This is a genomic window from Micromonospora cabrerizensis (assembly GCF_022230955.1).
Classification (GTDB): domain Bacteria; phylum Actinomycetota; class Actinomycetes; order Mycobacteriales; family Micromonosporaceae; genus Micromonospora; species Micromonospora cabrerizensis.
This window is the reverse complement of the sequence record NZ_JAKKFI010000015.1, coordinates 1-25,424: the sequence shown is the minus strand read 5'-3', so window position 1 is coordinate 25,424 and position 25,424 is coordinate 1. Positions and strand designations below refer to the sequence as shown.

The 25,424-nt window shown below is 72.2% G+C and carries 25 protein-coding genes; 11 read left to right on the top strand and 14 right to left on the bottom strand.

The window, feature by feature from the left end:
* Positions 1–566 precede the first annotated feature (566 nt).
* Both LADH09A_RS02550 and LADH09A_RS02545 read left to right on the top strand, forming a co-directional pair.
* Complete coding sequence (locus tag LADH09A_RS02550; protein WP_238643118.1) at positions 567–959, top strand: hypothetical protein; 393 nt, start codon at positions 567–569, stop codon at positions 957–959.
* Positions 952–1,368 carry a hypothetical protein gene (locus LADH09A_RS02545; RefSeq protein ID WP_238643117.1) on the top strand — a complete coding sequence of 139 codons (417 nt, stop codon included), beginning with the start codon at positions 952–954 and terminating at the stop codon, positions 1,366–1,368. The genes LADH09A_RS02550 and LADH09A_RS02545 overlap by 8 nt, the downstream gene beginning before the upstream one ends.
* 54 nt (positions 1,369–1,422) lie before the next feature.
* Here the strand turns inward: LADH09A_RS02545 and fabG are convergent, their stop codons facing one another.
* Together fabG and LADH09A_RS02535 are read right to left on the bottom strand one after the other, a co-directional pair.
* Positions 1,423–2,181, bottom strand: coding sequence for a 3-oxoacyl-ACP reductase FabG (gene fabG / locus LADH09A_RS02540; protein WP_238643116.1), 759 nt, complete (start codon positions 2,179–2,181; stop codon positions 1,423–1,425).
* A gap of 43 nt (positions 2,182–2,224) precedes the next feature.
* On the bottom strand, positions 2,225–3,877 hold the full coding sequence (locus LADH09A_RS02535) for an alpha-amylase family protein (protein ID WP_238643115.1): 1,653 nt from the start codon (positions 3,875–3,877) through the stop codon (positions 2,225–2,227).
* An 80-nt stretch (positions 3,878–3,957) separates the two neighbouring features.
* Between LADH09A_RS02535 and LADH09A_RS02530 the strand changes: the two genes are divergently transcribed.
* Together LADH09A_RS02530 and LADH09A_RS02525 are read left to right on the top strand one after the other, a co-directional pair.
* Positions 3,958–4,572 (top strand): DUF1349 domain-containing protein, encoded by a 615-nt coding sequence (locus tag LADH09A_RS02530; RefSeq protein ID WP_238643114.1) that lies wholly within the window; start codon positions 3,958–3,960, stop codon positions 4,570–4,572.
* 69 nt (positions 4,573–4,641) lie between these two features.
* Positions 4,642–5,313: a DedA family protein gene (locus tag LADH09A_RS02525; protein WP_238643113.1), complete on the top strand. Its 672-nt coding sequence runs from the start codon at positions 4,642–4,644 to the stop codon at positions 5,311–5,313.
* A gap of 44 nt (positions 5,314–5,357) precedes the next feature.
* On the opposite strand, the gene LADH09A_RS02520 is transcribed toward LADH09A_RS02525, so the two are convergent.
* From LADH09A_RS02520 to LADH09A_RS02510, 3 genes are all read right to left on the bottom strand, one after another.
* A complete protein-coding gene (locus tag LADH09A_RS02520; RefSeq protein ID WP_238643112.1) occupies positions 5,358–6,743 on the bottom strand; it encodes a chitinase in 1,386 nt (461 codons plus the stop codon).
* 64 nt (positions 6,744–6,807) lie between these two features.
* On the bottom strand, positions 6,808–7,566 hold the full coding sequence (locus tag LADH09A_RS02515) for a YidC/Oxa1 family membrane protein insertase (RefSeq protein WP_238643111.1): 759 nt from the start codon (positions 7,564–7,566) through the stop codon (positions 6,808–6,810).
* 99 nt (positions 7,567–7,665) lie between these two features.
* Positions 7,666–7,959 (bottom strand): DUF6412 domain-containing protein, encoded by a 294-nt coding sequence (locus LADH09A_RS02510; RefSeq protein WP_238643110.1) that lies wholly within the window; start codon positions 7,957–7,959, stop codon positions 7,666–7,668.
* A 174-nt stretch (positions 7,960–8,133) separates the two neighbouring features.
* Here LADH09A_RS02510 and LADH09A_RS02505 point away from each other — a divergent pair, with 174 nt between their 5' ends.
* The 3 genes from LADH09A_RS02505 (at position 8,134) to LADH09A_RS02495 (ending at position 11,720) form a co-directional block, all read left to right on the top strand.
* Positions 8,134–9,270: a carboxylate-amine ligase gene (locus LADH09A_RS02505; protein WP_238643109.1), complete on the top strand. Its 1,137-nt coding sequence runs from the start codon at positions 8,134–8,136 to the stop codon at positions 9,268–9,270.
* A 23-nt stretch (positions 9,271–9,293) separates the two neighbouring features.
* A complete protein-coding gene (locus LADH09A_RS02500) occupies positions 9,294–10,673 on the top strand; it encodes an FAD-dependent oxidoreductase (protein WP_238643108.1) in 1,380 nt (459 codons plus the stop codon).
* Positions 10,674–10,745: 72 nt separating this feature from the next.
* Complete coding sequence (locus LADH09A_RS02495; protein WP_238643121.1) at positions 10,746–11,720, top strand: LacI family DNA-binding transcriptional regulator; 975 nt, start codon at positions 10,746–10,748, stop codon at positions 11,718–11,720.
* Positions 11,721–11,841: 121 nt separating this feature from the next.
* Here the strand turns inward: LADH09A_RS02495 and LADH09A_RS02490 are convergent, their stop codons facing one another.
* The 4 genes from LADH09A_RS02490 to LADH09A_RS02475 all read right to left on the bottom strand — a co-directional run bounded on the left by LADH09A_RS02490 (position 11,842) and on the right by LADH09A_RS02475 (position 15,566).
* Positions 11,842–12,795 (bottom strand): carbohydrate kinase family protein, encoded by a 954-nt coding sequence (locus LADH09A_RS02490; protein WP_238643107.1) that lies wholly within the window; start codon positions 12,793–12,795, stop codon positions 11,842–11,844.
* Positions 12,792–14,057 (bottom strand): AGE family epimerase/isomerase, encoded by a 1,266-nt coding sequence (locus LADH09A_RS02485; RefSeq protein WP_308194458.1) that lies wholly within the window; start codon positions 14,055–14,057, stop codon positions 12,792–12,794. The genes LADH09A_RS02490 and LADH09A_RS02485 overlap by 4 nt, the downstream gene beginning before the upstream one ends.
* 235 nt (positions 14,058–14,292) lie before the next feature.
* A complete protein-coding gene (locus LADH09A_RS02480) occupies positions 14,293–14,718 on the bottom strand; it encodes a nucleoside deaminase (protein WP_238643106.1) in 426 nt (141 codons plus the stop codon).
* The gene (locus LADH09A_RS02475) at positions 14,715–15,566 is read right to left on the bottom strand and encodes an LLM class flavin-dependent oxidoreductase (RefSeq protein WP_238643105.1); all 852 of its coding nucleotides are present in this window, start codon (positions 15,564–15,566) and stop codon (positions 14,715–14,717) included. The genes LADH09A_RS02480 and LADH09A_RS02475 overlap by 4 nt, the downstream gene beginning before the upstream one ends.
* A 76-nt stretch (positions 15,567–15,642) precedes the next feature.
* Between LADH09A_RS02475 and LADH09A_RS02470 the strand changes: the two genes are divergently transcribed.
* Positions 15,643–16,509: an aminoglycoside phosphotransferase family protein gene (locus LADH09A_RS02470; protein WP_238643104.1), complete on the top strand. Its 867-nt coding sequence runs from the start codon at positions 15,643–15,645 to the stop codon at positions 16,507–16,509.
* 157 nt (positions 16,510–16,666) lie between these two features.
* Here the strand turns inward: LADH09A_RS02470 and LADH09A_RS02465 are convergent, their stop codons facing one another.
* A complete protein-coding gene (locus LADH09A_RS02465) occupies positions 16,667–17,476 on the bottom strand; it encodes an Fpg/Nei family DNA glycosylase (RefSeq protein WP_238643103.1) in 810 nt (269 codons plus the stop codon).
* Between the two features lie 267 nt (positions 17,477–17,743).
* On the opposite strand from LADH09A_RS02465, the gene LADH09A_RS02460 reads away from it, so the two are divergent.
* The 3 genes from LADH09A_RS02460 (at position 17,744) to rocD (ending at position 21,101) form a co-directional block, all read left to right on the top strand.
* Positions 17,744–18,640 (top strand): DMT family transporter, encoded by an 897-nt coding sequence (locus LADH09A_RS02460; RefSeq protein ID WP_238643102.1) that lies wholly within the window; start codon positions 17,744–17,746, stop codon positions 18,638–18,640.
* A 431-nt stretch (positions 18,641–19,071) separates the two neighbouring features.
* Positions 19,072–19,887 carry a dimethylargininase gene (gene ddaH / locus LADH09A_RS02455; protein ID WP_238643120.1) on the top strand — a complete coding sequence of 272 codons (816 nt, stop codon included), beginning with the start codon at positions 19,072–19,074 and terminating at the stop codon, positions 19,885–19,887.
* Entirely contained in the window at positions 19,887–21,101 is a 1,215-nt protein-coding gene (gene rocD / locus LADH09A_RS02450; protein ID WP_238643119.1) for an ornithine--oxo-acid transaminase, read from the top strand. Before ddaH ends, rocD begins: the two co-directional genes overlap by 1 nt.
* Positions 21,102–21,212: 111 nt before the next feature.
* Here rocD and LADH09A_RS02445 read toward each other — a convergent pair whose 3' ends face one another.
* The 4 genes from LADH09A_RS02445 to LADH09A_RS02430 form a co-directional block, all read right to left on the bottom strand.
* Complete coding sequence (locus LADH09A_RS02445) at positions 21,213–22,367, bottom strand: FHA domain-containing protein (RefSeq protein WP_238643101.1); 1,155 nt, start codon at positions 22,365–22,367, stop codon at positions 21,213–21,215.
* A complete protein-coding gene (locus LADH09A_RS02440) occupies positions 22,364–22,657 on the bottom strand; it encodes a 4a-hydroxytetrahydrobiopterin dehydratase (protein ID WP_238643100.1) in 294 nt (97 codons plus the stop codon). Before LADH09A_RS02440 ends, LADH09A_RS02445 begins: the two co-directional genes overlap by 4 nt.
* Positions 22,658–22,817: 160 nt before the next feature.
* Positions 22,818–23,867, bottom strand: coding sequence for a fatty acid desaturase family protein (locus LADH09A_RS02435; protein ID WP_238643099.1), 1,050 nt, complete (start codon positions 23,865–23,867; stop codon positions 22,818–22,820).
* 136 nt (positions 23,868–24,003) lie between these two features.
* Positions 24,004–25,424, bottom strand: a 1,421-nt coding sequence (locus LADH09A_RS02430) for an SCO7613 C-terminal domain-containing membrane protein (protein ID WP_372492211.1), incomplete at its 5' end; no start/stop codon positions are given.

Sequence of the window (25,424 nt, the reverse complement as noted above, 5' to 3'; positions counted from 1 at the left end):
ACTACCCAGACTCCTCCACCCGTTTCATGTCTGTATTTCACTTTACCATCCGCTCCCTACCGTCCTACTCAGTAGCACTCATCCCATTCGCCCGATCGGAACGCGCCACCCACCCCACCTAACCCCCCCCCGATATCACCCTGCCTCGCCTGCCCCACCCCCCACCCCCCCCCCCCCACACTACGCCCAGCCCCACCCCCCCCACCACCCAGCGCCACCCCCGACCCCCACGACCGACCCCCACCGCGCCCCACACCCAGCGCCACCCCCGACCACCACGACCGACCCCACCACGCCCCACACCCAGCGCCACCCCCAACCACCACGACCGACCCCACCACGCCCGACCCCACCGCGCCCGACCCCACCGCGCCCCATAGTTGGGGCAGGTCTACAGCGAGCGGCCAACACCCCGCCGGTCCGCCCGCGCCCGCGCCCGCGGCCGCCGTCGACGGCGACGGCGACGGCGACGGCGACGGCGACGGCGACGGCGAGGCAGGGTCATCCGGTTACTACGACGGTTAGTAGGCTGTGCCGGTGACCGAGGCAACGACCGGGCGGGTCCGGTGACCAGCGTGAGCGCCAACTCACCGGTGGACGGGATCGTCGCGACCGTGTCGATCGTGCTGTCGCTGCTCGTCGCGGCGTGGGCGCTGGTGGGGGCGGTTCGCCAACGGCCACCGGACCGGGCGCAGTTCGTCGGTTTGGCCGTACTCGAGGTGGCGTTGCTCGTCCTGGGAGTGCTGGCGCTCGTCGCGGTCGGCGGCGGGGATCGGCCCGGCGAGCCCGGCGCCTTCTTCGGTTACCTGGTCACGCTGGTCTGCCTGCCGCCGCTGGCCTGGGTGCTGGCCAGGATGGAGCCGACCCGGTGGGGTTCGGCGATCGTGTGCGCGGTCTGCCTGGTGACCCCGGTGGTGGTGGTCCGGTTGCAGCAGACCTGGGAGGTGCTCGGTGGTTGAGACACAACCGGTCCGGCGTCGCACGAACGCAGGCCCCGGCAGGCTGCTGATCGCGGTCTACCTGCTCTTCGCCATCGCGGCGACCAGTCGGGCCGGCCTCCAGATCGCCACCAAGTTCGACGAGGCGCCGGTGGCGTACCTGCTGTCCGCGCTGGCCGCGCTCATCTACATCGTGGCGGCGGTGGGCCTCGCCCGCGCCGGGCACACCGGGCGACGGGTCGCGCTGGCCTGCTGCTCCGTGGAACTGGTCGGGGTGGTCGCGGTCGGCGTCCTCAGCCTGGTCGACAAGGATCTCTTCCCGGACGAGACGGTCTGGTCGCAGTTCGGCAGCGGCTACGGCTACATCCCGCTGGTGCTGCCGGTGCTCGGCCTGGTCTGGCTCTGGCGCACGCGCCGCGACCCCGCCTGACCCGGCGACGGGGGCGTCCCCTGCACGAAGGAACGCCCCCGTCGGGAGAACGGGTCAGTCCCGTGGGCCGCCGGCGACGTAGATGACCTGGCCGGAGACGAAACCGGCACCCTCGCTCGCCAGGAACGAGATGGTGTGCGCGACGTCCTCCGGCCGCCCCGGCCGACGGACCGGGATCTCGGCCGCGGCGTGCTTCTGGAAGTCGTCGAAGTCGACCTTCATGCGGGCGGCGGTGGCAGCGGTCATGTCGGTGACGATGAAGCCGGGCGCGACCGCGTTGACGGTCACCCCGAACGGCCCCAGCTCGATGGCGAGCGTCTTGGTGAAGCCCTGGAGGCCGGCCTTGGCCGCGGCGTAGTTCGCCTGGCCCCGGTTACCCAGGGCGGAGGTGCTGGAGAGGTTGACGATCCGCCCCCACTTGCGGTCCACCATGTGCTTCTGCGCGGCCTGGCTGAACAGGAACGCACCGCGCAGGTGCACACCCATCACCGTGTCCCAGTCGGCGTTGGTCATCTTGAACAGCAGGTTGTCGCGCAGTACGCCGGCGTTGTTGACCAGGACGGTGGGCGCGCCCAGCTCGGCGGCGACGCGGGCCACCGCCGCCTCGACCTGGTCGCGGTCGGAGACGTCGGCGCCCACACCGAGCGCCCGGCCACCGTCGGCGGCGATGGCGTCCACCGTCTCCTTGGTGGCCGTCTCCTCGATGTCGACCACGGCGACGGCCATCCCGTCGGCGGCCAGCCGCCGGGCGGTGGCCGCGCCGATACCGCGTGCGGCTCCGGTGACGATGGCGACGCGGGGCTGCTCCGACATGATTACCTCCCGGTAACGTGGGGTCGATCGGAGGAGCTTAACGTCAACAGGCCGACCCTCGGCATAGGCGAATCCACCGGTATCCGTGCCCGGAGACCTTCACCGCACCGAGCTTGCCCAACTCGCCGTAGCCGCGGTCGGTCAGCACGTCGGTGGGCAGATCGGCCTCCGGCTCCAGGCTGCTCAGGTCCACCTCGACGTCGTCGGTGCCCAGGTTGTGCACGAACACCATGGTCCCGGTCGGCCCGTCCGCCCGGTGCGCGAGCACGCCGGCCGGCATCGCCACGTCGATGTGCGTGGTCGAGCCGGAGCCGATCTCCGGGGCCTCGCGCAGCGTACGGATCATGCGCTCGAACCAGGCGAGCAGCGACTTCGGGTCGCTCCGCTGGGCGGTGACGTTGACGTTCTGGTAGCCGAACTCACCCTTGTCGATCACCGGGCGGACCAGCTTCTCCGGGTCCGCCGTGGAGAAGCCGGCGTTCGGCTTGTACGACCACTGCATCGGGGTACGGATCGCCTCCCGGCCGGGCAGCGACAGGTCCTCGCCCATGCCGATCTCCTCGCCGTAGCGCAGCACCGGCGTGCCGCGCATGGAGAACTGGAGGGCGTACGCCAGCTCGATGCGCCGCCGGTCGTTGCCGAGCATCGGGGCGAACCGGCGACGGATGCCCCGGTCGTAGATGCGCATGTTCTCGTCCGGGCCGAACTCCGCGTACACCTGGTTGCGTTGTTCGGTGGTCAGCCGGGACAGGTCGATCTCGTCGTGGTTGCGCAGGAAGGTGGCCCACTGCCCGCCGACCGGCAGCTTCGGGGTGTCGTGCAACGCGTCGATCAGCGACTCCGGGTCCTGCCTCGCGAGGGCGAGCATGAGTCGACCGTTGAGCATGAAGTCGAAGAGCATGTGGATCCGGTTGCCGGAACCGCTGACGTCGCCGAAGAAGGCCGGCAGCTGGTCCGGCTCGACGTTCGCCTCGGCCAGCAGGACGGCGTCCCCGCGCCGCCACTGCACGTGCTGGCGCATCTCGGTGAGGAACTCGAAGTCCTTCGGCGAGTTCGAGTTGCCCGGCTCGGTCAGCTCGATGATGAACGGCACCGCGTCCATCCGGAAGCCGGAGACACCGAGCTGGAGCCAGAACGACATGATCTTCTTGACCTCGGCCCGGACCTGCGGGTTGGCGAAGTTGAGGTCCGGCTGGAACTTGTAGAACCGGTGGTAGAACCACGCCTTGGCGGTGCGGTCGTAGCTCCAGGTCTCGTCCTGCTCGCCGGGGAAGACCATGCCCTGGTACCGGTCGTCGGGCTCGGTGTCGGACCAGACGAACCAGTCCCGGTACGGCGAGTCCGGCGAGGAGCGGGCGGACTGGAACCACGGGTGCTCGTCGGAAGTGTGGTTCACCACCAGGTCGATGATCACCCGGATGCCGCGGTTCTGTGCCTGGTGCAGCAGCTCGGCGAAGTCACCGAGAGTGCCGAAGCGCGGGTCGACGTTGTAGAAGTCGGTGACGTCGTAGCCGTCGTCGCGGTTGGGCGACGGGTGGATCGGGTGCAGCCACAGGCAGGTCACCCCGAGCCGGGCCAGGTAGTCCAACCTCCCGATCAGCCCACGGATGTCACCGACCCCGTCGCCGTCGGAGTCGGCGTACGTGTCGATGTCGAGGCAGTAGACGACGGCTTCGGAATACCAACGGTCACCCATGCCGGAGGAACATCTCCGTTCGATCATCGCGGCAAACCAGCCCGGCGGGCCGCACATGATGGTGGGCTACCGTGCCGGTCATGCAGATCGACCTCGTACCGCCGAGCGAACCGTTGGACTGGTCCGAGGGCAGCTGGCTGCACCCGCCGGTACGCGTCGAGGAGGGTCCGGCTGGTGAACTCGTCGTCGAGCCGGCCGCGGGGAGCGACTTCTGGCGGCGGACCAGCTACGGCTTCGTGCACGACGACGGCCCGGCCCTGCTGGCGCCGCTGCCCGTCGGCGCGGCCATGGAGGTGAGTTTCCTGCTCGACTTCTCGGCGCAGTTCGACCAGGCCGGTGTGCTCGTCCGCGTCGACGAACGCACCTGGACCAAGGCCGGCGTCGAGATGAGCGACGGCGAGTCGCAGCTCGGCGCGGTGGTGACCCGGGAGTTCTCCGACTGGTCGGTGGCGCCGGTGCCGCAGTGGGCGGGCCGGGAGGTGACGGTGCGGGTGAGCCGGGCCGGTGACGCGCTGACCGTCCGTGCCCGGGCCGACGAGGAGCCGTGGCGACTGGTCCGGCTCACCCCGCTGGACCCGGAGGTCGAGGCGCTGGCCGGCCCGTTCTGCTGCGCGCCATCCCGCGCCGGCCTGACCGTGGTGTTCACTGGTTGGCGGCAGGGGCCGGCGGACACGGCGCTGCACCCGGAGCACTGAGCGCAGGTGTAGTGCAGGCCCAGCTGGGTATGACCACCTGATCCCCTCAAGCCGACCGGAAGGACGACCATGGCGTACGCCCAGAGTGGCGACCCGTCCGAGTTCACCGGGTTGACCGGTTGGGTGGCCTCGGTGATCGAGGCGATGGGCCCGGTGGGCGTGGCGCTGCTGGTGGCGCTGGAGAGCATCGTCCCGCCGATCCCCAGCGAGATCGTGTTGGCGCTCGCCGGCTTCCTGGCGCACGAGGGCAAGTTCAACGTGTTCCTCGTGGTGGTGGCCGCGACGGTCGGCTCGCTGGTCGGCGCGCTGGTGCTCTACTGGCTCGGTGCGGCGCTCGGCGAGGAGCGGCTCAAGCGTTGGCTGGACCGCATCCCGTTGGTGGACCGCGACGACCTGGAGAAGGCCGACCGCTGGTTCGAGCGGCACGGCCGGTGGGCGGTGCTGATCGGCCGGGTGGTGCCGGTGGTCCGCAGCCTGGTCTCCGTGCCGGCCGGGGCCAACCGGATGCCGCTGGGCGAGTTCATCCTGCTGACCACCATCGGCAGCGGGGTGTGGAACGGTCTCATCGTCGGGGCCGGCTACGCACTCGGGAGCCGCTGGCAGGACGTCGAGCGCTACAGCGACTGGTTCAACTACGCGATCGTCGCGGTCTTCGTCGTCATGGTCGCGATGTGGGTGATCCGTAAGCTCCGTCGCCGCCGGGAGCGCGACGACCGGCGGTCGGTGACCGCCGGTCGCTGATCCGCGTTTCCGGTTGGCGTCCATGACGGACCCCGACCGGGCTGTCAGGGCAGGGTGTCCAGGTGCGGGCCCACCGTGTTGGCGAAGCCGTTGCCGTTGCTGACGTCCCAGTTCACCGACCAGGTCATCGCGCCCCGGATGCCGGGGTAGGTGCGCGGCGGGCGGAAGCTGCCGCAGTTGGTGCCCCGGGCCAGGCAGTCCAGGGCGGCGTTGACCACGCTGGGCGCGACGATGCCGCCACCAGCCGCCCCGGGCCCGGCGGGCAGCCCGAGACCGACCTGGTCGGGACGGAGCCCGGCTTCCAACTGGATGCAGGCCAGCGCGACGATGAAGTTGACGGTGCCCTGGCCGTAGGCGGCGTTCTGGTCGCAGCCGAGCATCGCCCCCGAGTTGTAGAACTGGGTGTTGACGACGGTGAGGATGTCCTTGATGTCGAGCGCCAGCTTGAAGTAGCCGCCGGCCGGGTTCTGCATGTCGATCGTCTGCGGCGCCATCGCGATGATGAGACCGGCCCCGACCTTGGCCCGCAGCGCGCGCAGCGCCTGCGCCATGTAGGTCGGGTTGAGCCCGTTCTCCAGGTCGATGTCGATCCCGTCGAAGCCGTAGCGGGCGATCAGCGCGGCGGCGGTGTCGGCGAACGCGGTGGCCGAGGCGGCGTTGTTGACGGTGACCCGGCCGGTCTCGCCTCCGACCGAGAGGATCACCCGCTTGCCCCGGCTGTGCAGGGCGCGCACGTCGGCGGTGAAGTCCACGTCGGTGTAGCCACCGAGCGCGGCGGAGAGGCCGGGGTCGATGCCGAAGGTGAGCGCGCCGGGCGTCGCGGTGGCCTCGGCGAAGGCGACCGCGACCAGGTCGTACTCGTTGGGCACGTCACGCAACCGCAGCTCGACGGCCGGGTTGTCGAAGTTGTGCCAGTAACCGGTGAGCAGGTGCTTGGGCAGCCCACCGGTGGGCGGGTCGGTGGGCGGCGGGGTCGTCGGGGGCGGCGTGGTGGGCGGTGGGGTGGTCGGCGGCGGTGTGGTGGGCGGGGTGCCGCCGCCGCAGGCCGCGCCGTTGAGCTGGCAGCCGATTGGCGAGCCGGAGCCGCTGGCCAGGAAGCCGAAGGAGACCGAGGCGCCCGGGGCGATGGTGCCGTTCCAGGACCGGTTGGTGAAGGTGTGCCGCTGGCCGGCGGAGGTGAGCAACGCGTCCCAGTAGCTGCCGAGGGTGGTGCCGGACGGCAGGTCGAAGGCGAGGTTCCAGCCGTTGATGGTCGAGCTGCCGCCGTTGGTGATGGTGTACTTCCCCTCCCAGCCGGAGCCCCAGTCGGCGGTCTTGACGAAGCTGGCGGTCGGTCCGGCGGCGAACGCCGGCAGCGCCACCCCGGCTGCGCCGAGCGTCGCGGCGAGCGCGGTGACCAGGGACAGGACCAGAGATCTGGCAGGTTTCATGCGACCCTCCACGCCCGGAACGGGCATCCATGGACGTCAACGTCAGCGCTAATTATTAAGACAGTTAACTGTTTCTGTCCAGAGCCTGCGACGGCGGGACCGCCTGAGGTCGGCGCAGGACCGCCTGCTCGACCGCCGACCACACGCTCGTGGTCACCAGGTAGATCACCGCGGCGAGCGGCAGCACCAGCGCCACCAGCACCGTCGTGAACGGCAGCAGAGGCAGCAGCCGCCCGAGCACGGCCGCCCCCGGCCCCTCGGTGGGCGTACCGGCCACCGTACCGACCGCCGCCGACGCCCGGCGGGCCCGTCGCGACGACCACCACGCGACCGCCAGCAGCACCGCCAGCAGCACGGCGAAGAGCGCGCCGGCCGCCCCGCCCACCCCGTCGCCGAGGTGGTGACCCAGCGGCACCCCGGCGAGCCGCTCGTCGAGCAGACCGGTGCCGCCCTCGCTCGTGGTGAACAGCCGGTACAGGACCAGCAGGAACGGGGCCTGGAGCAGCAACGGCAGGCAGCCAGCGATGGGGTTCGCCCCGGCCTCGCGGTACAACGCGAACACCTCACGTTGAAGCGTCGCCGGGTCGTCCGCGTACCGCCGCTGGAGATCACGCACCTGTGGGGCGAGCGCCGCGCGGCGTCGCTCGCCGCGGACCTGCGCGACCGTGAGCGGCGAGATCAACAGTCGGACGGCGATGGTGAAGAGCACGATGGCGGCGGCGGTCGCCATCTGACCAGCCAGTGGCTCGAGCAGGTCGGTGAGCCAGGACAGTGCGGTGCCGGCAGCGCCGACGACGTCGCGCAGTGGTGCGAAGGCAAGCATGGGAAACCCCTCGGTCCGATTCCGGTGGGGCCCTCCCCGGGCGGTGTCCGCTCGACAGGGGGGCCGGTGACGGCGGGATCGGCCGCGCGACGGCTGGCGCTACGCGGCCGAGGGGTGCCCGGGAGCGCGGGGACGGGGTCGACCGGCGGCGTCCGGGTCGATCTGGCGGGGCATTCGGCGGCCACGGGAACGGGCCCGCAGCCCGGCCCACCGCGGCCCCGCGCCAGGCGCACCCGAGCGGTCGCGCACCCGTGCCGCCAGCACCACGGCGAGCAGCACCAGGGCGGTCAGCGCGGCGCCCGCCAGCAGGTCGGCCGGCCTGGCCGCGAGCAGGGTGAGCTGGGCGAACGCGGACAACCACGCGAACCCGACGAACCCCAGCGGCACCGGCACGGGCTCAGCATAGGACCCGCTGTCACGCCGTCCGGGCGAATCGCGACCGTCGGCCTGCCGGGACGCCGGGGACGACCCGCCGCCGCCACGTTTCCCGGCATCAGCACGTTGGGTAACCAGACGACGGACCGACGCGGATGGGCCGCGAATCGGCAGAAACGGACGGTGGTGTCGATGACCGGTCAGGTGGCGGAGGCGCTCAGCGAAGAGGCTGCGGCGACCGGATTGCTCACCGTGGGTGTCGAGGAGGAGTTCCTCCTCGTCGACCCGCACACCGGGGCCGCGGTCCCAGCCGTCGACCTGGTCATGGAACAGGTGCCGGCGGAGCTGCGCGGGCAGGTGGAACGGGAGTTCCAGACCAGTCAGATCGAGATCGGCAGCCCGCCCGGCCTGGAGCTCTCGTCGATCCGGCACTCCCTCGGCATGCTGCGTCGGGCGCTCGCCGAAGCCGCCGAGCGGGCCGGCGTGACCCTGCTCGCCATCGGCACCGGCCCGGTGGACGGCCCGGTGCCGCCGGTGGTGGACAAGCCCCGCTTCGACCAGATGATCGAGCGGTTCCGACTGCTCGTCCCCGGCCCCGGCAACAACGGAATGCACGTGCACGTGGGCGTGCCCGACCCGGACACCGGCGTGCAGGTGCTCAACCACGTACGGCCGTGGCTGCCGATGCTGCACGCGATCACCACCAACTCCCCGTTCGCCCGCGGTGAGGACACCGGCTACGCCAGTTGGCGATCGGTGGAGTGGGAGCGCTGGCCGTCGGTGGCGCCGACGCCGTTCCTGGAGTCGCACGAGCACTACCAGCGGCTGATCCGCCAGTTGATCTCCAGTGGGGTGATGCTCGACGAGGGGATGCTCTACTGGTACGCGCGCCTGTCGGCGAAGTACCCGACGGTGGAGCTGCGGATCGGCGACGTCTGCCCGTCGGTGGACGACGCGGTGCTGGTCGCCGCGCTGGTCCGGGCCCTGGTGGCCACCGCCATGGAGGATGCCGACGCTGGCCGACCGGCGTTGCAGACCGACCATCACCTGCTGGTCGGCGCGCACTGGCGGGCCGCCCACGACGGCCTGGAAGGCGACGCCGTCGACGTCACCACCGGTGAGCTGCGCCCGGCCTGGGAGTTGTTGGACCGGTTCGTCGAGCGGATGCGCCCGGCGCTGGAGCAGCACGGTGACTGGGCCGAGGTGACCGATCTGCTGGCCGGGTTGCGCCGGCACGGCACCGGTGCGGCACGGCAGCGAGCGGTGTACGCGCGCACCGGCCGACTCACCGACGTGGTGCAGGACGTCGCACGACAGACCCGCGGCTGATCACCACGTGACAAGATGAGCCCGTGGCGCAACGACTGATCGTCATCGGCGGGGACGCCGCCGGAATGTCGGCGGCGTCCCAGGCCAGACGCCGCCGCAAGCGCGACGACCTGGAGATCGTGGTCTTCGAGCGGGGCCACTTCACCTCCTACTCGGCGTGCGGCATCCCGTACTGGATCAGCGGCCTGGTGCCGGGCCCGGAGGCGTTGATCGCCCGGGATCCGGAGACGTTCCGCACCGAGTACGCGATGGACGTCCGGATGCGCCACGAGGTCACGGCCATCGACCTGGAACGCCGCGAGGTGGTCGCCCGGGACCTGGAGGGCGGCGGAGAGGTCCGCGAGCGCTTCGACGACCTGATGTACGCGACCGGCGCGGTGCCGGTCAAACCGCCGTGGGCGGCCACCGACGCGGGCGGCGTGTTCGGCATGCAGACCCTCGACGACGGGGCGGCGCTGCGCGAGTGGCTGGACGCCGAGCCACAGCCGCGCCGGGCCGTGGTGGTCGGCGGCGGCTACATCGGCGTCGAGATCGCCGAGGCCCTGATCCAGCGTGGCCTCTCGGTGACCCTGGTCGAGGCGGGCGACCAGCCCATGGCGACGGTGGACGGCGACATGGGCGAGCTGGTGGCCGACGCCATGCGCGGCCTCGGCATCACGATCCGGACCGGCCTGCCGGTGACCGGCCTGGAGCAGAGGGACGGCCGGGTGTCCGCGGTGGTCACGGCCGAGGGGCCGATGCCGACCGACGTCGTGGTCCTGGGCCTCGGCGTACGCCCCAACGCCGCGCTCGCCGAGGCTGCCGGGCTGCCGATCGGGCCGACCGGTGGGGTCCGGGTGGACCGCCGGATGCGCGTGCCGGGGCTACCCGGGATCTGGGCTGCCGGTGACTGCGTGGAGACCCTGCACCGGGTCAGCGGAATGCCGGTGCACGTGCCGCTGGGCACGCACGCCAACAAGCAGGGCCGGGTGGCGGGGATCAACATCGGCGGCGGGTACGCCACCTTCGCCGGCGTCATCGGCACCGCGGTGACCAAGGTCTGCGACCTGGAGGTGGGTCGGACGGGCCTGCGCGAGGGCGAGGCCAGGACGGCCGGCTTCGACTTCGTCTCGGTGATCGCCGAGTCGACCAACCGGGCCGGCTACTACCCCGGTTCCCGGCCGATGACCGTGAAGCTGATCGCCGAGCGTCCCAGCGGCCGGTTGCTCGGCGCGCAGATCGTCGGCTGGTCCGAGGCGGCCAAACGGATCGACACGCTGGCCGTGGCACTCTGGAACGGCATGACGGTGGACGATATGACGTCACTGGACCTGGGCTACGCTCCGCCGTACGCGCCGGTGTGGGACCCGGTGCTCATCGCCGCCCGAAAAGCGGTCGATGCGCTCGCCGCGCTCGCCCGCTGACCCGCGTCCGCCGTGGAGGACCACCCCGTGACCCAGACCCCGACCCGGCCGACCCTGCGTCGACGCCCGACGATGGTCGACGTGGCCCGGCGCGCCGACGTCAGCCTGAAGACCGTCTCCCGGGTGGTCAACGACGAGCCGGTGGGCCAGGAACTGGTCAGCCGGGTGCTGGCCGCCATCGCCGAGCTGGGCTTCCGGCGCAACGACATCGCCCGTAACCTGCGCTCCCGGCAGCTCAACGCCACGGTCGGGTTGCTCATCGAGGAGATCGCCAACCCGTTCTACGCGACCATCGCCAGCGTCGCCGCCGAGATCGCCGCCGCCCACGGCACCATGCTGATCACCGCCTCGTCGGAGGAGGACCCGGAGCGGGAACGCGCGCTTCTCCAGGACTTCACCCAGCGCCGGGTCGACGGGCTGCTGGTGGTGCCCGCGGGCCTCGACCACTCGTTCCTGCGTCGTGAGGTCGAGCTGGGGATGCCGGTGGTGTTCCTGGACCGGCCGCCGCAGGGGCTGCACGCTGACGCCGTGCTGTTGGACAACCGGGGCGGCAGCCACGCCGGGGTGGGCGCGCTGCTCGACGAGGGGCACCGCCGAGTGGGCCTCCTGCTCGGCGCGCCGAGCGTGCCCACGATGCGCGAGCGGCTGGCCGGGGCGCGTGCGGCGCTGGCGGCGGCCGGGGTCGAGCCGGACGAGTCGCTGGTCCGCGAGAGGCTCATCGCTCCCGAGGAGGCCGGCCGGGCGGTCGCCGCGCTGCTCGACCTCGCGGACCCGCCGACCGCGTTCTTCTGCGCCAACAACAGGCTCACCGTCGGCGCGCTCCAGGAGTTGCACCGGCGGGGCAGCGACGCCGCGCTGGTCGGCTTCGACGACTTCGAACTGGCCCACCTGATGCCCCGGCCGCTGACCGTCGTCGGCTACGACACCCGGGAGCTGGCGAGGGTAGCCACCGAGCGACTGTTCGAGCGCATAGCCGGCGACGACTCCCCACCGACAACCACCGTGCTCCCCACAAGACTCCTACCCCGAGGCCTAACCCGCCCCTAACCCCCCACCGGCCCGCGCCCCAACCCTCCCCGGGGTCGATCATGGAGTTGTGGTGCCTCGCGTATGCCGCGAGGTGGGGTCGAACGCCCACCACAAGTCCATGATCGACCGGCAGAGGGGTTTAGCTCGCGGCCGTCAGGAGGGCGTTGACCTCGGCGCGGGTCGGGGGGTCTGCGCCTTGGCGTCCGCAGGTCAACGCGGCGACCGTGGCGGCCTGCCGGAGCACCGCACCCCACTGCGGCGCGGTCACCGCGGTGAGCCGGTCGGTCGGCCGGTCGCCGAGTGCGTCCAGGTCGGCCAGCGCGGCCAGCAGACCGCCGGTGAACGAGTCGCCGGCGCCGACGGTGTCGACCACGGTGGCGCGTACACCCGGTTGTTCGTGCAGCGTGCCGTCCGGGGCGAGCAGCCAGGCGCCCTCACCACCCCGGGTCACGACCGCACAGCACGCCCCGGCCACACGCCACTCGGCCATCACGTCGGACACCGACCGGTCCGGGTAGAGCCAGGCCAGGTCCTCGTCGCTTGCCTTCACCAGATGCGCGAGGGGCACCTGCCGGCGTACCCGCTCCTGCTCGGAAGTCCGATCCGTGACGATGCTCGGACGCAGGTTGAGGTCGATCGAGAGGGTGAGCGCGTCCCGGCGGCGTTCGCGGGCGAGCAGATCCTCCAGCACCTGCGCCCCGGGGGCCAGCGCGAGCGCGAGCGACCCGGTGTGCAGGGCCGTCGCCGAGGAACCGGCCAGCTCGGGCAGTTCCTGCGGCGTCCACTGCCAGTCCGCCGCACCGGCAAGCCGGAACTCGTAGCTGGCCTGCCCGCTGGCGTCCAACGTGGCCACCGCCACGGACGTGGGCTCCTCGGCGCGGACCGCCCACCCCAGGTCCACCCGGTTGGCCCGAAGGTGCTCGGCGACCTGCCGGCCGTACTCGTCGGTGCCGAGCCGGGCCAGCAGTCGTGTCGGCTGGTCGAGCCGCGCCAGGGTGACCGCCACGTTCGCCGGAGAGCCACCCGGCACGGCCCGCTGACCCTCGGCCGTGACCACCAGGTCGATCAGCGCCTCACCCGCGACCACGATCACGCGGTCACCTCGCCCGGCGCGAGCGGGCCTGCGCCGCCGAGCCCGTCGGCCGCGCGGGACAACAGCACCGCCTGGTACGCGTGGTAGACGTCCGGCCGGCCGTGCCAGACCGTGTCGGAGGGCAGGTTCTGCGCGTCCAGCTCATGCCGCCACCCGGTGCCGTCGATCAGGGCACGCCGGGCGTACGCCCAGAAGACCCGGTACCAGTCTGCGTAGACGGCGTCGCCGGTGCGCCGGTGCAGGGTGATCGCCGCGCCGACCGCCTCGGCGAGGACCCAGTGCATCCGGGAGCGGACCACCGGTCGGTCGTCCCAGTCGATCGTGTAGATAAAGCCGTCGGCGCCGTCGACCGCCCAGCCCCGCCGAACGGAGGCGGCGAACAGGGCACGGGCGTCGGCGACGAGCCACCGTGGGGGCTGCGGAAGAACAGCCTCCAGCTCCAGCAGCAGGCGGGCCCATTCCAGCCAGTGGCCGATGGTGGAGCCGTACGGGCGGAACGGGTCGGCGGGCTGGTCCCGGTTGTAGTCGGGCAGCGGCGTCCAGTCGGCGGTGTAGTGCTCGGGCAGCCGCCAGTCGTGCCGGGCGGCCTCGCCGTGCACCAGATGGGTGGCGATCCGCAGGGCCCGGTCGGCCCAGCTCGCGTCACCGGTGGCGGCGGTGGCGGCGAGGAATGCCTCGACCATGTGCATGCTGCTGTTGGCACCGCGGTAGTCCTCGGTGACCGTCCAGTCCCGGTTCCACGACTCGCGGACCGCGCCAGCGTCGTCGTCCCAGAACCGGTCGCCCACCACGCTCAGCACGTCGGCCAGCAACCGGTCCGCGCCGGGTCGGCCGGCCCGCGCCGCGCTGGACGCGGCGAGCAGCACGAACGCGTGGTCGTAGCCGGCTTTCCGGTCGTCGACGGGTGCCCCCTGCTGGTCCACCGCACTGAACCAGCCACCGTACCGGTCGTCGCGCAGCAGGGTGCTGAGCGCGGCGATCCCGTGATCGACGAGAGCGGCGGCGTCCGGGTCGCCGTGACGGTGGGCGAGGGCGGCGACGTGGGTCATCCGGCAGGTGATCCAGGTGAACACAGGTTCGCCGCGGTCCGGGGTGCGGTCGTCGGTGAGCCACCAGAAGCCGCCCTCGGGCCGGACCGACCGGCCGGCCGTGTCGAGCAGTGTGCGGGACTGGTCGGCGAGGAAGTCGTCCAGATCGGGCAGTTCGGGTGACCCGGCAGGAGCAGGGGTCGTTTCGGCGTCGGGTCGGGGCACGTCGGTCATCTCAGCTGGTCACCGTCGGGTAGGAAAGGGACATACGGCCAGGATCGGCGGACGGAGCGGCTCCGCGCCGGAAAACCGCCAACGGGACGACCCGAACTGCGGGTGCGACGAGGAGCGATCATGGATGCGATTACTCCCTTTTGCCCGTTGACATCGTTGTCACTTCCCAACCCTGCTCCGGCGATCGGTCGACTGTCAATTCCGGTTGCGTCACACCGCTGCGGGTCAGGCCCGGTCAGTAGTAGTCGTCGATCGGCTGGCGTGCCTCGTCGAACAGCGCCGGCCCCTCGTAGCGGACCGGGGGCAGCGGCGGGGTGGCCGGCTTGACCTCCTCGAACTGCTCACTGGACAGGGCGTACACCACCCGTCCGAGGCCGGACCGGTCGATCGCCGTCGCACACATCGCGCAGGGCTGGCAGCTGGTGAACATGGTGGTGCCGGCGGCCCTCTCGGCGGGGAGCTCCCGGGCCGCCCAGCGGGCCAGCTTCAACTCCGGGTGGGCGCTGATGTCCGAGTCGGAGACCACCGTGTTGTGGTCCTCGATCAGGACGACGCCGTCCGCATCCACCAGCAACGAGCCGAACGGCCGTTCGCCGGAAGCACCTGCCTGACTGGCGAGTTGCACGGCGCGGCGGAGAAACTTCTCGTCGTCAAGTGTCATCGGCCCTCCTGGGATTGGTGGTACGCGGCCACGGCCGCAAGGGTCCGCCACGCGCGCTCGGGCTGGCGGATCTCGGTCAGGTCGCCGTTGAACGGATCGAGCACCACCGCCTCCGCCCCGAGCAGACGGATCTGGTCGATGTCGCCGATGATCTGGTCGATGGTGCCGACACCGGCGAGCCGGTCCGGGGCGGTGACCGGGTCCCGGGTCTCCCGGAGCGCGATGCGTGGCACCAACGCGGGCACCGGGCGACCCAGGTCGTCGGCGATGGCTTTCAGTCGCCCGGCCGCCTCGGCCAGCCGTCCGGGCGCCACCCGTAGCGGGTGCCAGGCATCGCCGAGCAGGACCGCGCGGCGCATTCCGGCTTCGCTGTTGCCACCGACCCAGATCGGGATCGCACCCGTGTCGTAGTCGTCGGCGTCCTGCCAGGCGTCGCGCATGGCCCGCAGGTGGTCGTCGGTCAGCGCGCCGCGCCGCTGGAACGGCACGCCGAGCGCCTCGAACTCCTGCCGGGCCCAGCCCACGCCGACCCCGAGGACGAGCCGGCCGCCACTGAGCCGGTTGAGGTTCGCCGCCATCCGGGCGGTGAGCAGCGGGTGCCGGTACGGGACGATGAGCACCGTGGTGCCCAAACGGACCCGGGAGGTCACCCCGGCCAGCCAGGAGAGCGTGGTGAACGGCTCGTAGAACGGCGCCGGGTACTGCTCGGCCACGTCCGGGGTCACCACGAGGTGATCGGAGACCATCAGCAGGTCGAAGCCGAGGCCCTCCACCGTCTGCGCCCACCGCCGCAGCACGTCGGGGTCGGTTCCCGGGGCGAAGTTCGGTACGTTCACGCCGATCTGCACGGCCCTACGCTAGCCACTGTGGACCCCGCATGGGAACAGCCCACCAACGGAGCGGGCCACGGCCCAGGATGGTCGGATGGATCTCCCCGAGGGCCTTGATTGGGTACGTACGACACCGGCGGGCCGGACCTGGCTCGCCACCCTCCCGACGTGGCTGGCGGAGTGCACCGAGCGGTGGTCGCTGCGACTCGGCCCGCCCTTCCGGTACGCGTATGCATCCCTGGCGATGCCCGCGGACCTGCCCGACGGTACGGCTGCGGTGCTCAAGCTCCAGTACCCGGACGAAGACAGCCGACACGAGGCGGACGCCCTGGCCCAGTGGAACGGCGACGGCGCGATCCGGCTGCTCGCGCAGGACCCGGAGCGACGCGGCCTGCTGGTGGAACGCTGTCAGCCCGGAACTCCTCTGCACGAGCTTCCGATGGATCGTGCACTGGACGCGGTGACCGCGCTGCTGCCCCGGCTGTGGCGGCCGGTCGGCGCGCCGTTCACCCCGTTGGCCGAGGAGGCCGCCGGCTGGATCGACCGGATGCCTGGCAACTGGGATCGGGCCGGCCGGCCCTACGAGCGACGGCTGCTGGACGCGGCACTCGACCTGCTCACCGGACTGGCGTCGAGCCAGGGCGAACAGGTGCTGGTCAACCAGGACCTGCACGCCGGCAACGTGCTCGCTGCGAACCGGGAGCCGTGGCTGGCGATCGACCCGAAGCCGCTGAGCGGCGAGCGGGAGTTCTCGGTCGTGCCGATGGTGCGCGGTCGGGAACTGGGGCATTCTCCGGTCGCCGTCCGGCACCGGCTGGATCGGCTCACCGCCGAGCTGGGGCTGGACCGCGAGCGGGTCCCGGGTTGGGCGGTCGGGCACACGCTGGCCTGGAGCGTCGACGGTGCGGTCGTCTTTCCGCACCAGGTCGAGGTGGCCCGCTGGCTGCTCGGCGGCGGCTGAGGTCCGGCAGCGCCGCGAGTAGCCCGTGCCCGACGCATGATCGCGCTTGATCCAGGATGTAGTGGCCTCCGCCGATCCACGAGGCCACTACATCCTTGTTCGAGCACGATCAAGGGCGGGGCGCGCAACGGGCCGGGCGTGCGCCAGGGCGGGTCGGTCAGCCGGCCTGGCAGGTCGGGCACCAGTAGAGGTTGCGGCCGGCCAGCTCGCCGCGGCTGACCTCGGTGCCGCAGACGTGGCAGGGCGCGCCGGGGCGGCGGTAGACGTACACCTCGCCACCGTGCCGGTCCACCCGCGCCGGCCGGCCCATCGCCTCCGGCAGGTGCACGTCGCGCACGGTGTCGATGCGGCCGTGCTCGACCGCGATTCGCATCAGCCCGACCAGGTCGGCCCAGAGCGTGTCCCAGTTGGCTCGCGTGAGCCCTCGACCGGGCATCGTCGGCGGCAGGCCGGCCCGGAACAACGCCTCGGTCACGAAGATCAGCCCGGTACCGGCCACGACCGACTGGTCCAGCAGCAGCGCCGCCAGGGGCGTCGGGCTGCGCGAGATCCGGGCGTACGCCCGCTCCGGGTCGGCGTCGGCGCGCAGCGGGTCCGGTCCGAGGCGGTCCCGCAGTGCGGCCACCTCGGGTGGGGTGATCAGCTCGCAGGCGGTCGGCCCGCGCAGGTCGAGCCAGTGCCGGTCGCTGGCGAGTCGCAGCCGCACCTGACCGACCGGCTCCGGCGGCTCGCCCGGCCCGTCGGTGAACTTGCCGTACAGCCCGAGATGGACGTGCAGCGTCAGCTCACCGGCGTAGTGGTGCAGCAGGTGCTTGCCGTACGCCTCGGTGCTCTCCAGCACGGTCCCGGACAGTCGGGCGGCACCGTCGGCGAAGCGGCCCTGCGGGCTGGCGGCGTGCAGCTTGTCCCCGGCGAACAGCTCGGCGTGCCGGGCCGCCAGGCGGTGGATCGTGTGTCCCTCTGGCACGGGTGCCAAGGATAGCCAGCCCCGCCGGTGCGGCGATCGACTCGGGTTCCTGGAAACCGGTGTGTCCAGGCGTAGCGAACACCCCGAATACCAGGAAACCGAGTCGATCAAGGCCCGCCGGGGCGGCCGCACCCAGTCAATCAAGGCCCGCCGGGGCGGCCGTACCCGGAATTGGTGTCAGGAAACGCTCAGGTGGGTATTTCAGGGCGGTACCGCGTGGGTGCCACCCGTTCCGTCGGCCACCACGCATTCATCAGGAGGTGTGTAGTGGTCAGGATTCCTTCGCTGTCCCGCCGGTCCGAGCCGGCGCCGACGCGGGACGAGAACCTCGACGGTCGCATCGACGGCCGTGACACCCCGGTCGACAGCGGCCGGGACAGCGCAACCCAGAGCGACGCGGGCCAGCCCGGGGACGGCGAGCGCAGTCGCCCGGTGGTCAGTGATCGGGACGCCGACCAGACGACGTACCGCAGCGCCGCCGCAACCGGCGACCAGGCCGGTGACCAGCCCGGTGACCAGCCCGGTGACCAGCCCGGTGAGGCCGAGCGGCGGGCCGCCGCGCGGGCCGCGGTGGCCCGCGCCGCCACCGGCCGACCCGCCGAGAGCGGAGCGGCCGCCGTCCGGCCGATGGAGGCGGAGCCCCGCAGCGGCACCGCCGGCCCGGTCGTGACCGAGCCCCGGCCCGGCACCGACCCGACCACGGCGCGCACGGCCGACCGGGACGCCGACCTCGACGGCACGACCCGGCGACCCGACACGACGGACCGGGTCACCACCGACGGCCCGGTCGACCCGACCCCGGGCACGACCGCGCCCGAGCCGCCGGTGACGCGCGGCCCGAAGCCGCGGGCCAGCCTGCTCGCCACCCTCGGCCTGATCGTCTCCGTCGCCGGTGCGATGTTCGTGCTGACCGGCACCCTGGCGGGGTACGGCATCGGGCTCGGCGCGTTCGGCGCGGTGCTCTCGGTGCTCGGCCTGATGGCCACCCGCCGTCGGCACGTCGCCGGCAAGACCGACGCGCTCTTCGGCGTGCTGATCGGGCTGGCCGCCGTGGTGATCGGCGTGCTCGCGATGACCGGCCAGTTCGACTGGCCGACCACCGACGGGGACTGGGTGCAGCGCTTCCGGGAGTGGCTTGACTCACAGTTTGTCGATCGTTTCTAGCGGGCACTGTTCCCCTCGCCGGTGATGCACCGGCGGACAGCCGGCGGTTCGCCGGCAGCCCGATCAGTCCGGTGGTTCACCGGCCGGGCGACACCCTTTCAGGGGCGGCGGTTCGCCGCCCCTGAAGTGTTTCCCGGGCCAGAGATCTCCGGCACCTCCGCGATCGGGGCGTTGGCCGGTGCGCCCGGTGAGGCGGAGCCAGGCCGAGCGTAGAACCCCTGCGCCGGGTGGCCCGAAACACGAATCCCGGTCCGCGCAGCCCCGCACGCAACGATTCACAGCCGCAGACCGACCAGACGCAACGAATGTTCGGTCTGCGCAACTCTCAGTGGTGGATCCTGCCGCTGGCGCCGCATAACGTTGAGCAACGGCGCCAGCCCGTGGGCCACGGTGGCCGGGCGCGCCCGACCCCTGGGAGCAGGACAATGACGATGGACGCCACCAGCCAGCGCCTGTTGATGTGCCGGCCGACGTACTTCGCCGTCGATTACGCGATCAACCCCTGGATGGACCCGAGCGCGCCGGTCGACGCCGCGCTGGCCGTCCGGCAGTGGGAGCAGCTGCGCCAGACGTACCGCGACCTGGGCCACACCGTCGAGGAGATCACTCCGGTGCCCGGCCTGCCCGACATGGTCTTCGCCGCCAACGGTGGCACCGTGATCGACGGCAAGGCGATGGCCGTGCAGTTCCGCGACCCGCAGCGGGCCGACGAGGCACCGGCGTACCGCGCCTGGTTCGAGGACGCCGGCTTCGAGATGTACGACCCGAAGCACGTCAACGAGGGCGAGGGCGACGTCCTGCTGGCCGGCGACCACCTGCTGGCCGGCACCGGCTTCCGCACGGCGCACGCCTCGCACGCCCAGTTGCAGGAGGTCTTCGGCTACCCGGTGATCACCATGCAGCTCGTCGACCCGCGCTTCTACCACCTGGACACCGCGCTGACCGTGCTCGACGAGCGGACCGTGGCGTACCTGCCCGAGGCGTTCTCCCCCGGCAGCCAGGCCGTGCTGCGCCGGCTCTTCCCCGACGCCGTGCACGCCACCATGGCCGATGCCGAGGTGCTGGGCCTGAACGCGGTGAGCGACGGCCGGCACGTGGTGCTGCCCGCGCAGGCCACCGACCTGGCCGGCAAGCTGCGCGACCGGGGCTACGAGACCATCGGGGTCGACCTGTCCGAGCTACGTAAGGCCGGCGGCGGACCGAAGTGCTGCACGCTGCGACTCCGTCAGGGAAAGGCAAGCAAGTGATCGTGGATGACATCCTGCGTACGCCGGGAGCGGTCCGGGACGCCGAGCGTTGGACGGCGCACAACTACCACCCGCTGCCGGTGGTGATCTCGTCCGCCGAGGGCGCCTGGCTCACCGATGTGGACGGCCGGCGTTACCTGGACTGCCTGGCCGGCTACTCGGCGCTGAACTTCGGCCACCGGCACCCCCAGCTGATCGCCGCCGCGCACGCCCAACTGGACCGGCTCACGCTGACCAGCCGCGCGTTCATCCACGACCAGTTCGCCGACTTCTGCCGCGAGCTGGCCGAGCTGTGCGGCAAGGACCTGGTGCTGCCGATGAACACCGGCGCCGAGGCGGTCGAGACCGGCATCAAGGTGGCCCGCAAGTGGGGCTACCAGGTCAAGGGTGTGCCCGCCGGGCAGGCGAACATCGTGGTCGCCGAGGGCAACTTCCACGGCCGGACCACCACCATCGTGAGCTTCTCCACAGACGAGGACGCCCGCGCCGACTTCGGGCCGTACACCCCGGGGTTCACTGTCGTGCCCTACGGCGACCTGGACGCGCTGACCGCGGCGATCGACGAGAACACCGTTGCCGTGCTGCTGGAGCCGATCCAGGGCGAGCAGGGCGTGGTGGTGCCACCGGAGGGCTACCTGCCGGGCGTACGCCAGGTGTGCACCGAGCGCGACGTGCTCTTCATCGCCGACGAGATCCAGTCCGGTCTGGGCCGTACCGGCGCGACCTTCGCCTGTGACCACGAGGGCGTCGTGCCGGACATGTACCTGCTCGGCAAGGCGCTCGGCGGCGGCATCGTGCCGGTCTCCGCGGTGGCCGCGAACGCCGACGTGCTGGGCGTGCTCAAGCCCGGTCAGCACGGCTCCACGTTCGGCGGCAACCCGCTCGCCTGCGCGGTCGCCATCGAGGTGGTGCGGCTGCTCGCCACCGGCGAGTTCCAGCGCCGCTCGGCGGAGCTGGGCGAACGGCTGCGCGCCGGCCTGGAAGGGCTGGTCGGCAAGGGTCTGGTGGGGGTACGCGTCCGCGGTCTGTGGGCCGGTCTGGACATCGACCCGACGCTGATGAGCGGACGGGAGGCCTGTGAGCGGCTCGCCGCCCGCGGTGTGCTCGCCAAGGACACCCACGGCTCCACCATCCGGCTCGCCCCGCCGCTGGTGATCACCGAGGACGAGATCGACCTGGCGGTGGCCCAGCTGGCCGAGGTGCTGACCAGCTGACGCGGGCCACGATCTAAGCAACTACCGGGAAAGTGCTGCCTCGCACGTCGTCGAGGCAGCACTTTCCCTGTTCCTGTGCGGATCTTGATCGACCCGCCCGGACCCGCCGGGTCAGGGGCGGGGTAGCCGCATCGCCATCGTCGGAGCCTCGGCCATTACCGAGGTGGGGGTGAACGGGGCGCCGGCGGGCAGTTCCTCGGCCCGACCGATCTGCACCCCGGGGTACAACTCCACCATGTCGTTCTCGCCCAACACCCGGGACTGCTGAGGTGCCAGGGGGATCCGGTCCGACTCGGCCATCGAACCGGCCGGCCGGATGCCCGAGCCGTTGGTGCTGACGTCCGTGACGACGACCTCGCCGACGCGCAGCTCGAAGCGGACGTGACCACGGCTGATCCACCGCCGGGCCTCGTCGTTGAGCCACTGCCCGAGCATGATGCCGCCGTCCTGCTCGGGTGCCCGGCCGGCCACCACCGGCTGGTCCTCGCTGAGCACGAACCGCCGCCGGACCAGGCCGCCGACGCGCACCGCGAGCACCTCCGAACGCGGACGAGGCCCGCCGTCACCGAGCCGTACGCCGTGTCGGGGGCAGGTCGGTACGCCGTTGCGCAGCGCGGGCGGCGGCTGCGCGGCGGGGCTGCGGTCGGCACCCCCGGCCAGGTCTGCGAACGCGCCGCCCCCACCACCGCCGCCGAACAGCGCGCAGCCCGACTCCGGGCAGCGCCACTGGCGGGCCAACAGCTTCACCCCGGTCGGCGAACGCTTGCCGGAAACCGGCGAGTGCCCACCACCGACGTGCGCGATGAACACCGGCCCACCGGCGCCCGGCACTGGCGCGACCACCCGACCGGGCTGCTCGACCAACCACGGGAACCGACCGCGCAGCCCGTCGAAACGCACCCGGCTGAGCACCGGCAACCCGAGCAGGTCGGCGACCTCCAACATCCGGTCACCCGGGTTGTCGAGCACCTCGACGAGCCCGTCGTCGGCCCAGCGGCGGACGACCATCCGCTCGTTGGAGGTGAGGTCGGCGTCGGAGAGCAGCGCCCGGTGCACCACCGCGTAGACCTGGACGCTGTCCTCCTCCAACTCGCGGGAGAGCGCGTCGATGACCATGCCGAGGCGCAACAGGCTGGCCGGCCGACCACCGTCGATGTCCTGGTAACGGATCACCTCGGCCAGGTCGATGACCGCCCGCGCCAGCGACGGGTCGGTGCAGACCCGTCCCTCGATGGCGTCCAGAACCTTGCTGATCTCGAATCTCATGCCGCGCTCCGGACGATGTCGTCGATCCGCCGAGCCAGCTCGATGTCCCGGTGGGTGACCCCACCGGCCGAGTGCGTGACACAGCGGAAGGTCAGGGTCCGCCATCGGATGTCGATGTCGGGATGGTGGTCGGATTCCTCGGCCACCGCCGCCACCCGGTCCACCACCGCGATGGCGTCCGGGAAACTGCCGAGCTGGACCGTGCGACCGATTCCGGTCGGGTCGCCCGACCAGTCGGTCAACCCGCTCAGCTCTTCTCGCACCGCGTCCGCGGTGAGCAGGTCTGCCATGACCAGACCCTACCGGTGCGGCGTCCGACCGGCCGGACACGCCACCGGGCGACGGCCCGGGGGCGGGCGACACCACCGGGCGCGAAAACGCGCCGGCGGGGCGGCATCAGATGCCGCCCCGCCGACCCCCCTCGCCCAGCCGCAGTGCGGCCTTGTGTACTCAGCCGCGTAGCGGCTGTCCCACCTCGTGCAGGTGACCGAGCGCCTGTCGGTACGACTCGACCAGCCCGGTCTCGGCGTACGGGATGCCCTGCTCCGCGCAGTAGGCGCGGACGATCGGTTGCGCCCGCCGCAGGTTGGCGCGGGGCATGTTCGGGAACAGGTGGTGCTCGATCTGGTAGTTGAGCCCGCCCAACGTGGCGTCCACCAGCCAGCTGCCCCGCACGTTGCGGGAGGTCAGCACCTGCTTGCGCAGGAAGTCCATCTCGTCCTCGGCGGTCGGCATCGGCATGCCCTTGTGGTTCGGCGCGAACGAGCAGCCCATGTAGAAGCCCCACAGCGCCTGGTGCACGACCGCGAAGAGCAGCGCCTTGACCGGCGACATGACCGCCAACAGCAGCGCCACGTAGGCGGCGGTGTGTGCGACGAGCAGCACCGCCTCGACCGCCCGGCGCCGCATCGGGACGACGTACCGGCCGTCCTTCCGCTCGACGATCGCCCGGATGCTCGCCACGTGCAGGCTCAGACCCTCCAGCAGCAGCATCGGGAAGAACAGGAACGCCTGCCGCTTGGCCATCCAGCGGTTGACACCCCGGGTCTCCAGCGCCTGCTCGGGCGTCCACACCAGGGCGCCCGCGCCGACGTCCGGGTCCTCGTCCTCGTGGTTCGGGTTGGCGTGGTGCCGGTTGTGCTTGTCGACCCACCAGCCGTAGCTGATGCCCACCGCCGCGTTGCCGGCGAACAATCCCACCAGCTCGCTGGGACCGCGCCGACGGAACATCTGGCGGTGCCCGGCGTCGTGACCGAGGAACGCGACCTGGGTGGTGGCCACCGCCATCAGGGCCGCGAGCGGCAACTGCCACCAGGAGTCGCCGAGCAGGAAGACGGCCACCCAGCCGGCCACGAAGGCCCCGAGGGTGAGCACGATGCGGGCGACGTACCAGCCGGGACGCCGCTCCAGCAGGCCCGCCTGGCTGATCCGTCGGGACAACTGTGCGTAGTCACTGCCTCGCCGTCGTACCGGCGGTTCCGCCACCGCTCCGAGCGCCATCGCTGCTCCCGTTCCACTTGCGCCCGTACCGGGGTGGTTCGGGCTTATTGTCAAGTGTCCCGATCGCGGTAGCACTGAGTAACCCCGACAACCCCCGAATGAGGGGTAGGGCAGGCCCTACCCCTACTGGTTCGATTCAGCCCAGCCGGCCCACCACAGCGCGCAGTCGAGCCAGGTCACGGCGCCGCCGCTCGTAGGTGGCCGCGAGCCCGACCAGAGCCAGCCCGCCGACACCCAGGTAGATCCATCGGGGCAGCAGATCCCATCCCCGGGCCAGCTCGTGCAGTGCCAACAGCGTCAGCACCGCGCCGCCGAGCAGGACCGGCGCCTGCCATCGGCGGGTCGCCCCGGCCAGCACCGCGCCCAGCGCCGCCGCGCCGAGGAGCAGTCGCCGCAACGGCTGCGGGTCCGACCCGGTCAGCACCGACACGAGGCTCGGCACCAGCGCCGCGACCAGCCCCGGGCCGAGGGCCGGCCAGCTGGTCAGCCCCGGCCTGGTCCGCAACGCCAGCAGGCCCGCGCCGAGGGCGAGCGCCGCTGCCGGCAGGGTGTACGCCTCCAGCACCGTCACCCCACCGGCGGCCAGCAACACCCATGCCCCGAGCAGCTCGCTACCGGCGGCGATGCCGGCGAACGCCCACCGCCGGCCGGCCGGCTCCCCCCTGCGCAGCAGCCGCAGCGCAACGGCGACACCCCAGAGCACGCAGACCGTGGCGAGGTGTCGCGCTGCCTCGACGGTGAGCACCGCCGCCACCAGTGCCACCGCCTGCGCGGCGGCGTCCAGCACCCGCCCGACCAGCACCCGCGCCGAGGTCATCGCGACCGGCTGTGGCGAGGTCGCCGCGGCGGCGACGGCCAGCACCAGCGCGGCCACCGCCAACAGGGGGTACGCGGCGGCCCGCAGCGGCAGCCCCCCGACCAGCGAGGCGGTCACCGCCAACGCGGACGCCGCACTCACCGCTGCGAGACAACCGGCCACACGCACCGCGACAGTGCGTCCCCCGACGGCAACGACCACCGCCGTCACCAGCAGCACCCCCTCGGCAGCGAGCGACCCGGCTCGGGTGACCAGCAGCCCCACCACACCGGAGGCGGCCAGCACCACCCCCAGGGGTACGGCGATCGGTGCGAGCGCCGGACGGGGCGCGGCCAGCGCGGCCAGCAGCAGCGCTGCCGATCCGGCGAGCAGCACCGCCGCCGGCAGCACCGGCCACGGCGCGCCGACGGCGACGAGCAGCACCGGCAGCGCCGCCGCGACGAACGGCAACGCGGGCAGCACCGGTGGGCGGACCTGCCGGCCGGCGAGCACGGCGGCCACCGCCAGCACGACCAGCGCCAACCCGACGGGCAGCGCCACCGGCTCGGCGACGAGGGTGGGCACCCCCGACCAGACCCCCGAGTCACGGTACGGCGACACGAGCGCGCTCAGCACCCTCGGCAGCGCCACCAGGATGGCAACCACCCCGAGCGCACCGCCCGCCACCATCACCAGGCTCGACCGGGGAGTCGTCGGCGGCCCCCCGACCGCCGACGATCCCCCGACCGGCAGCCCCCCGA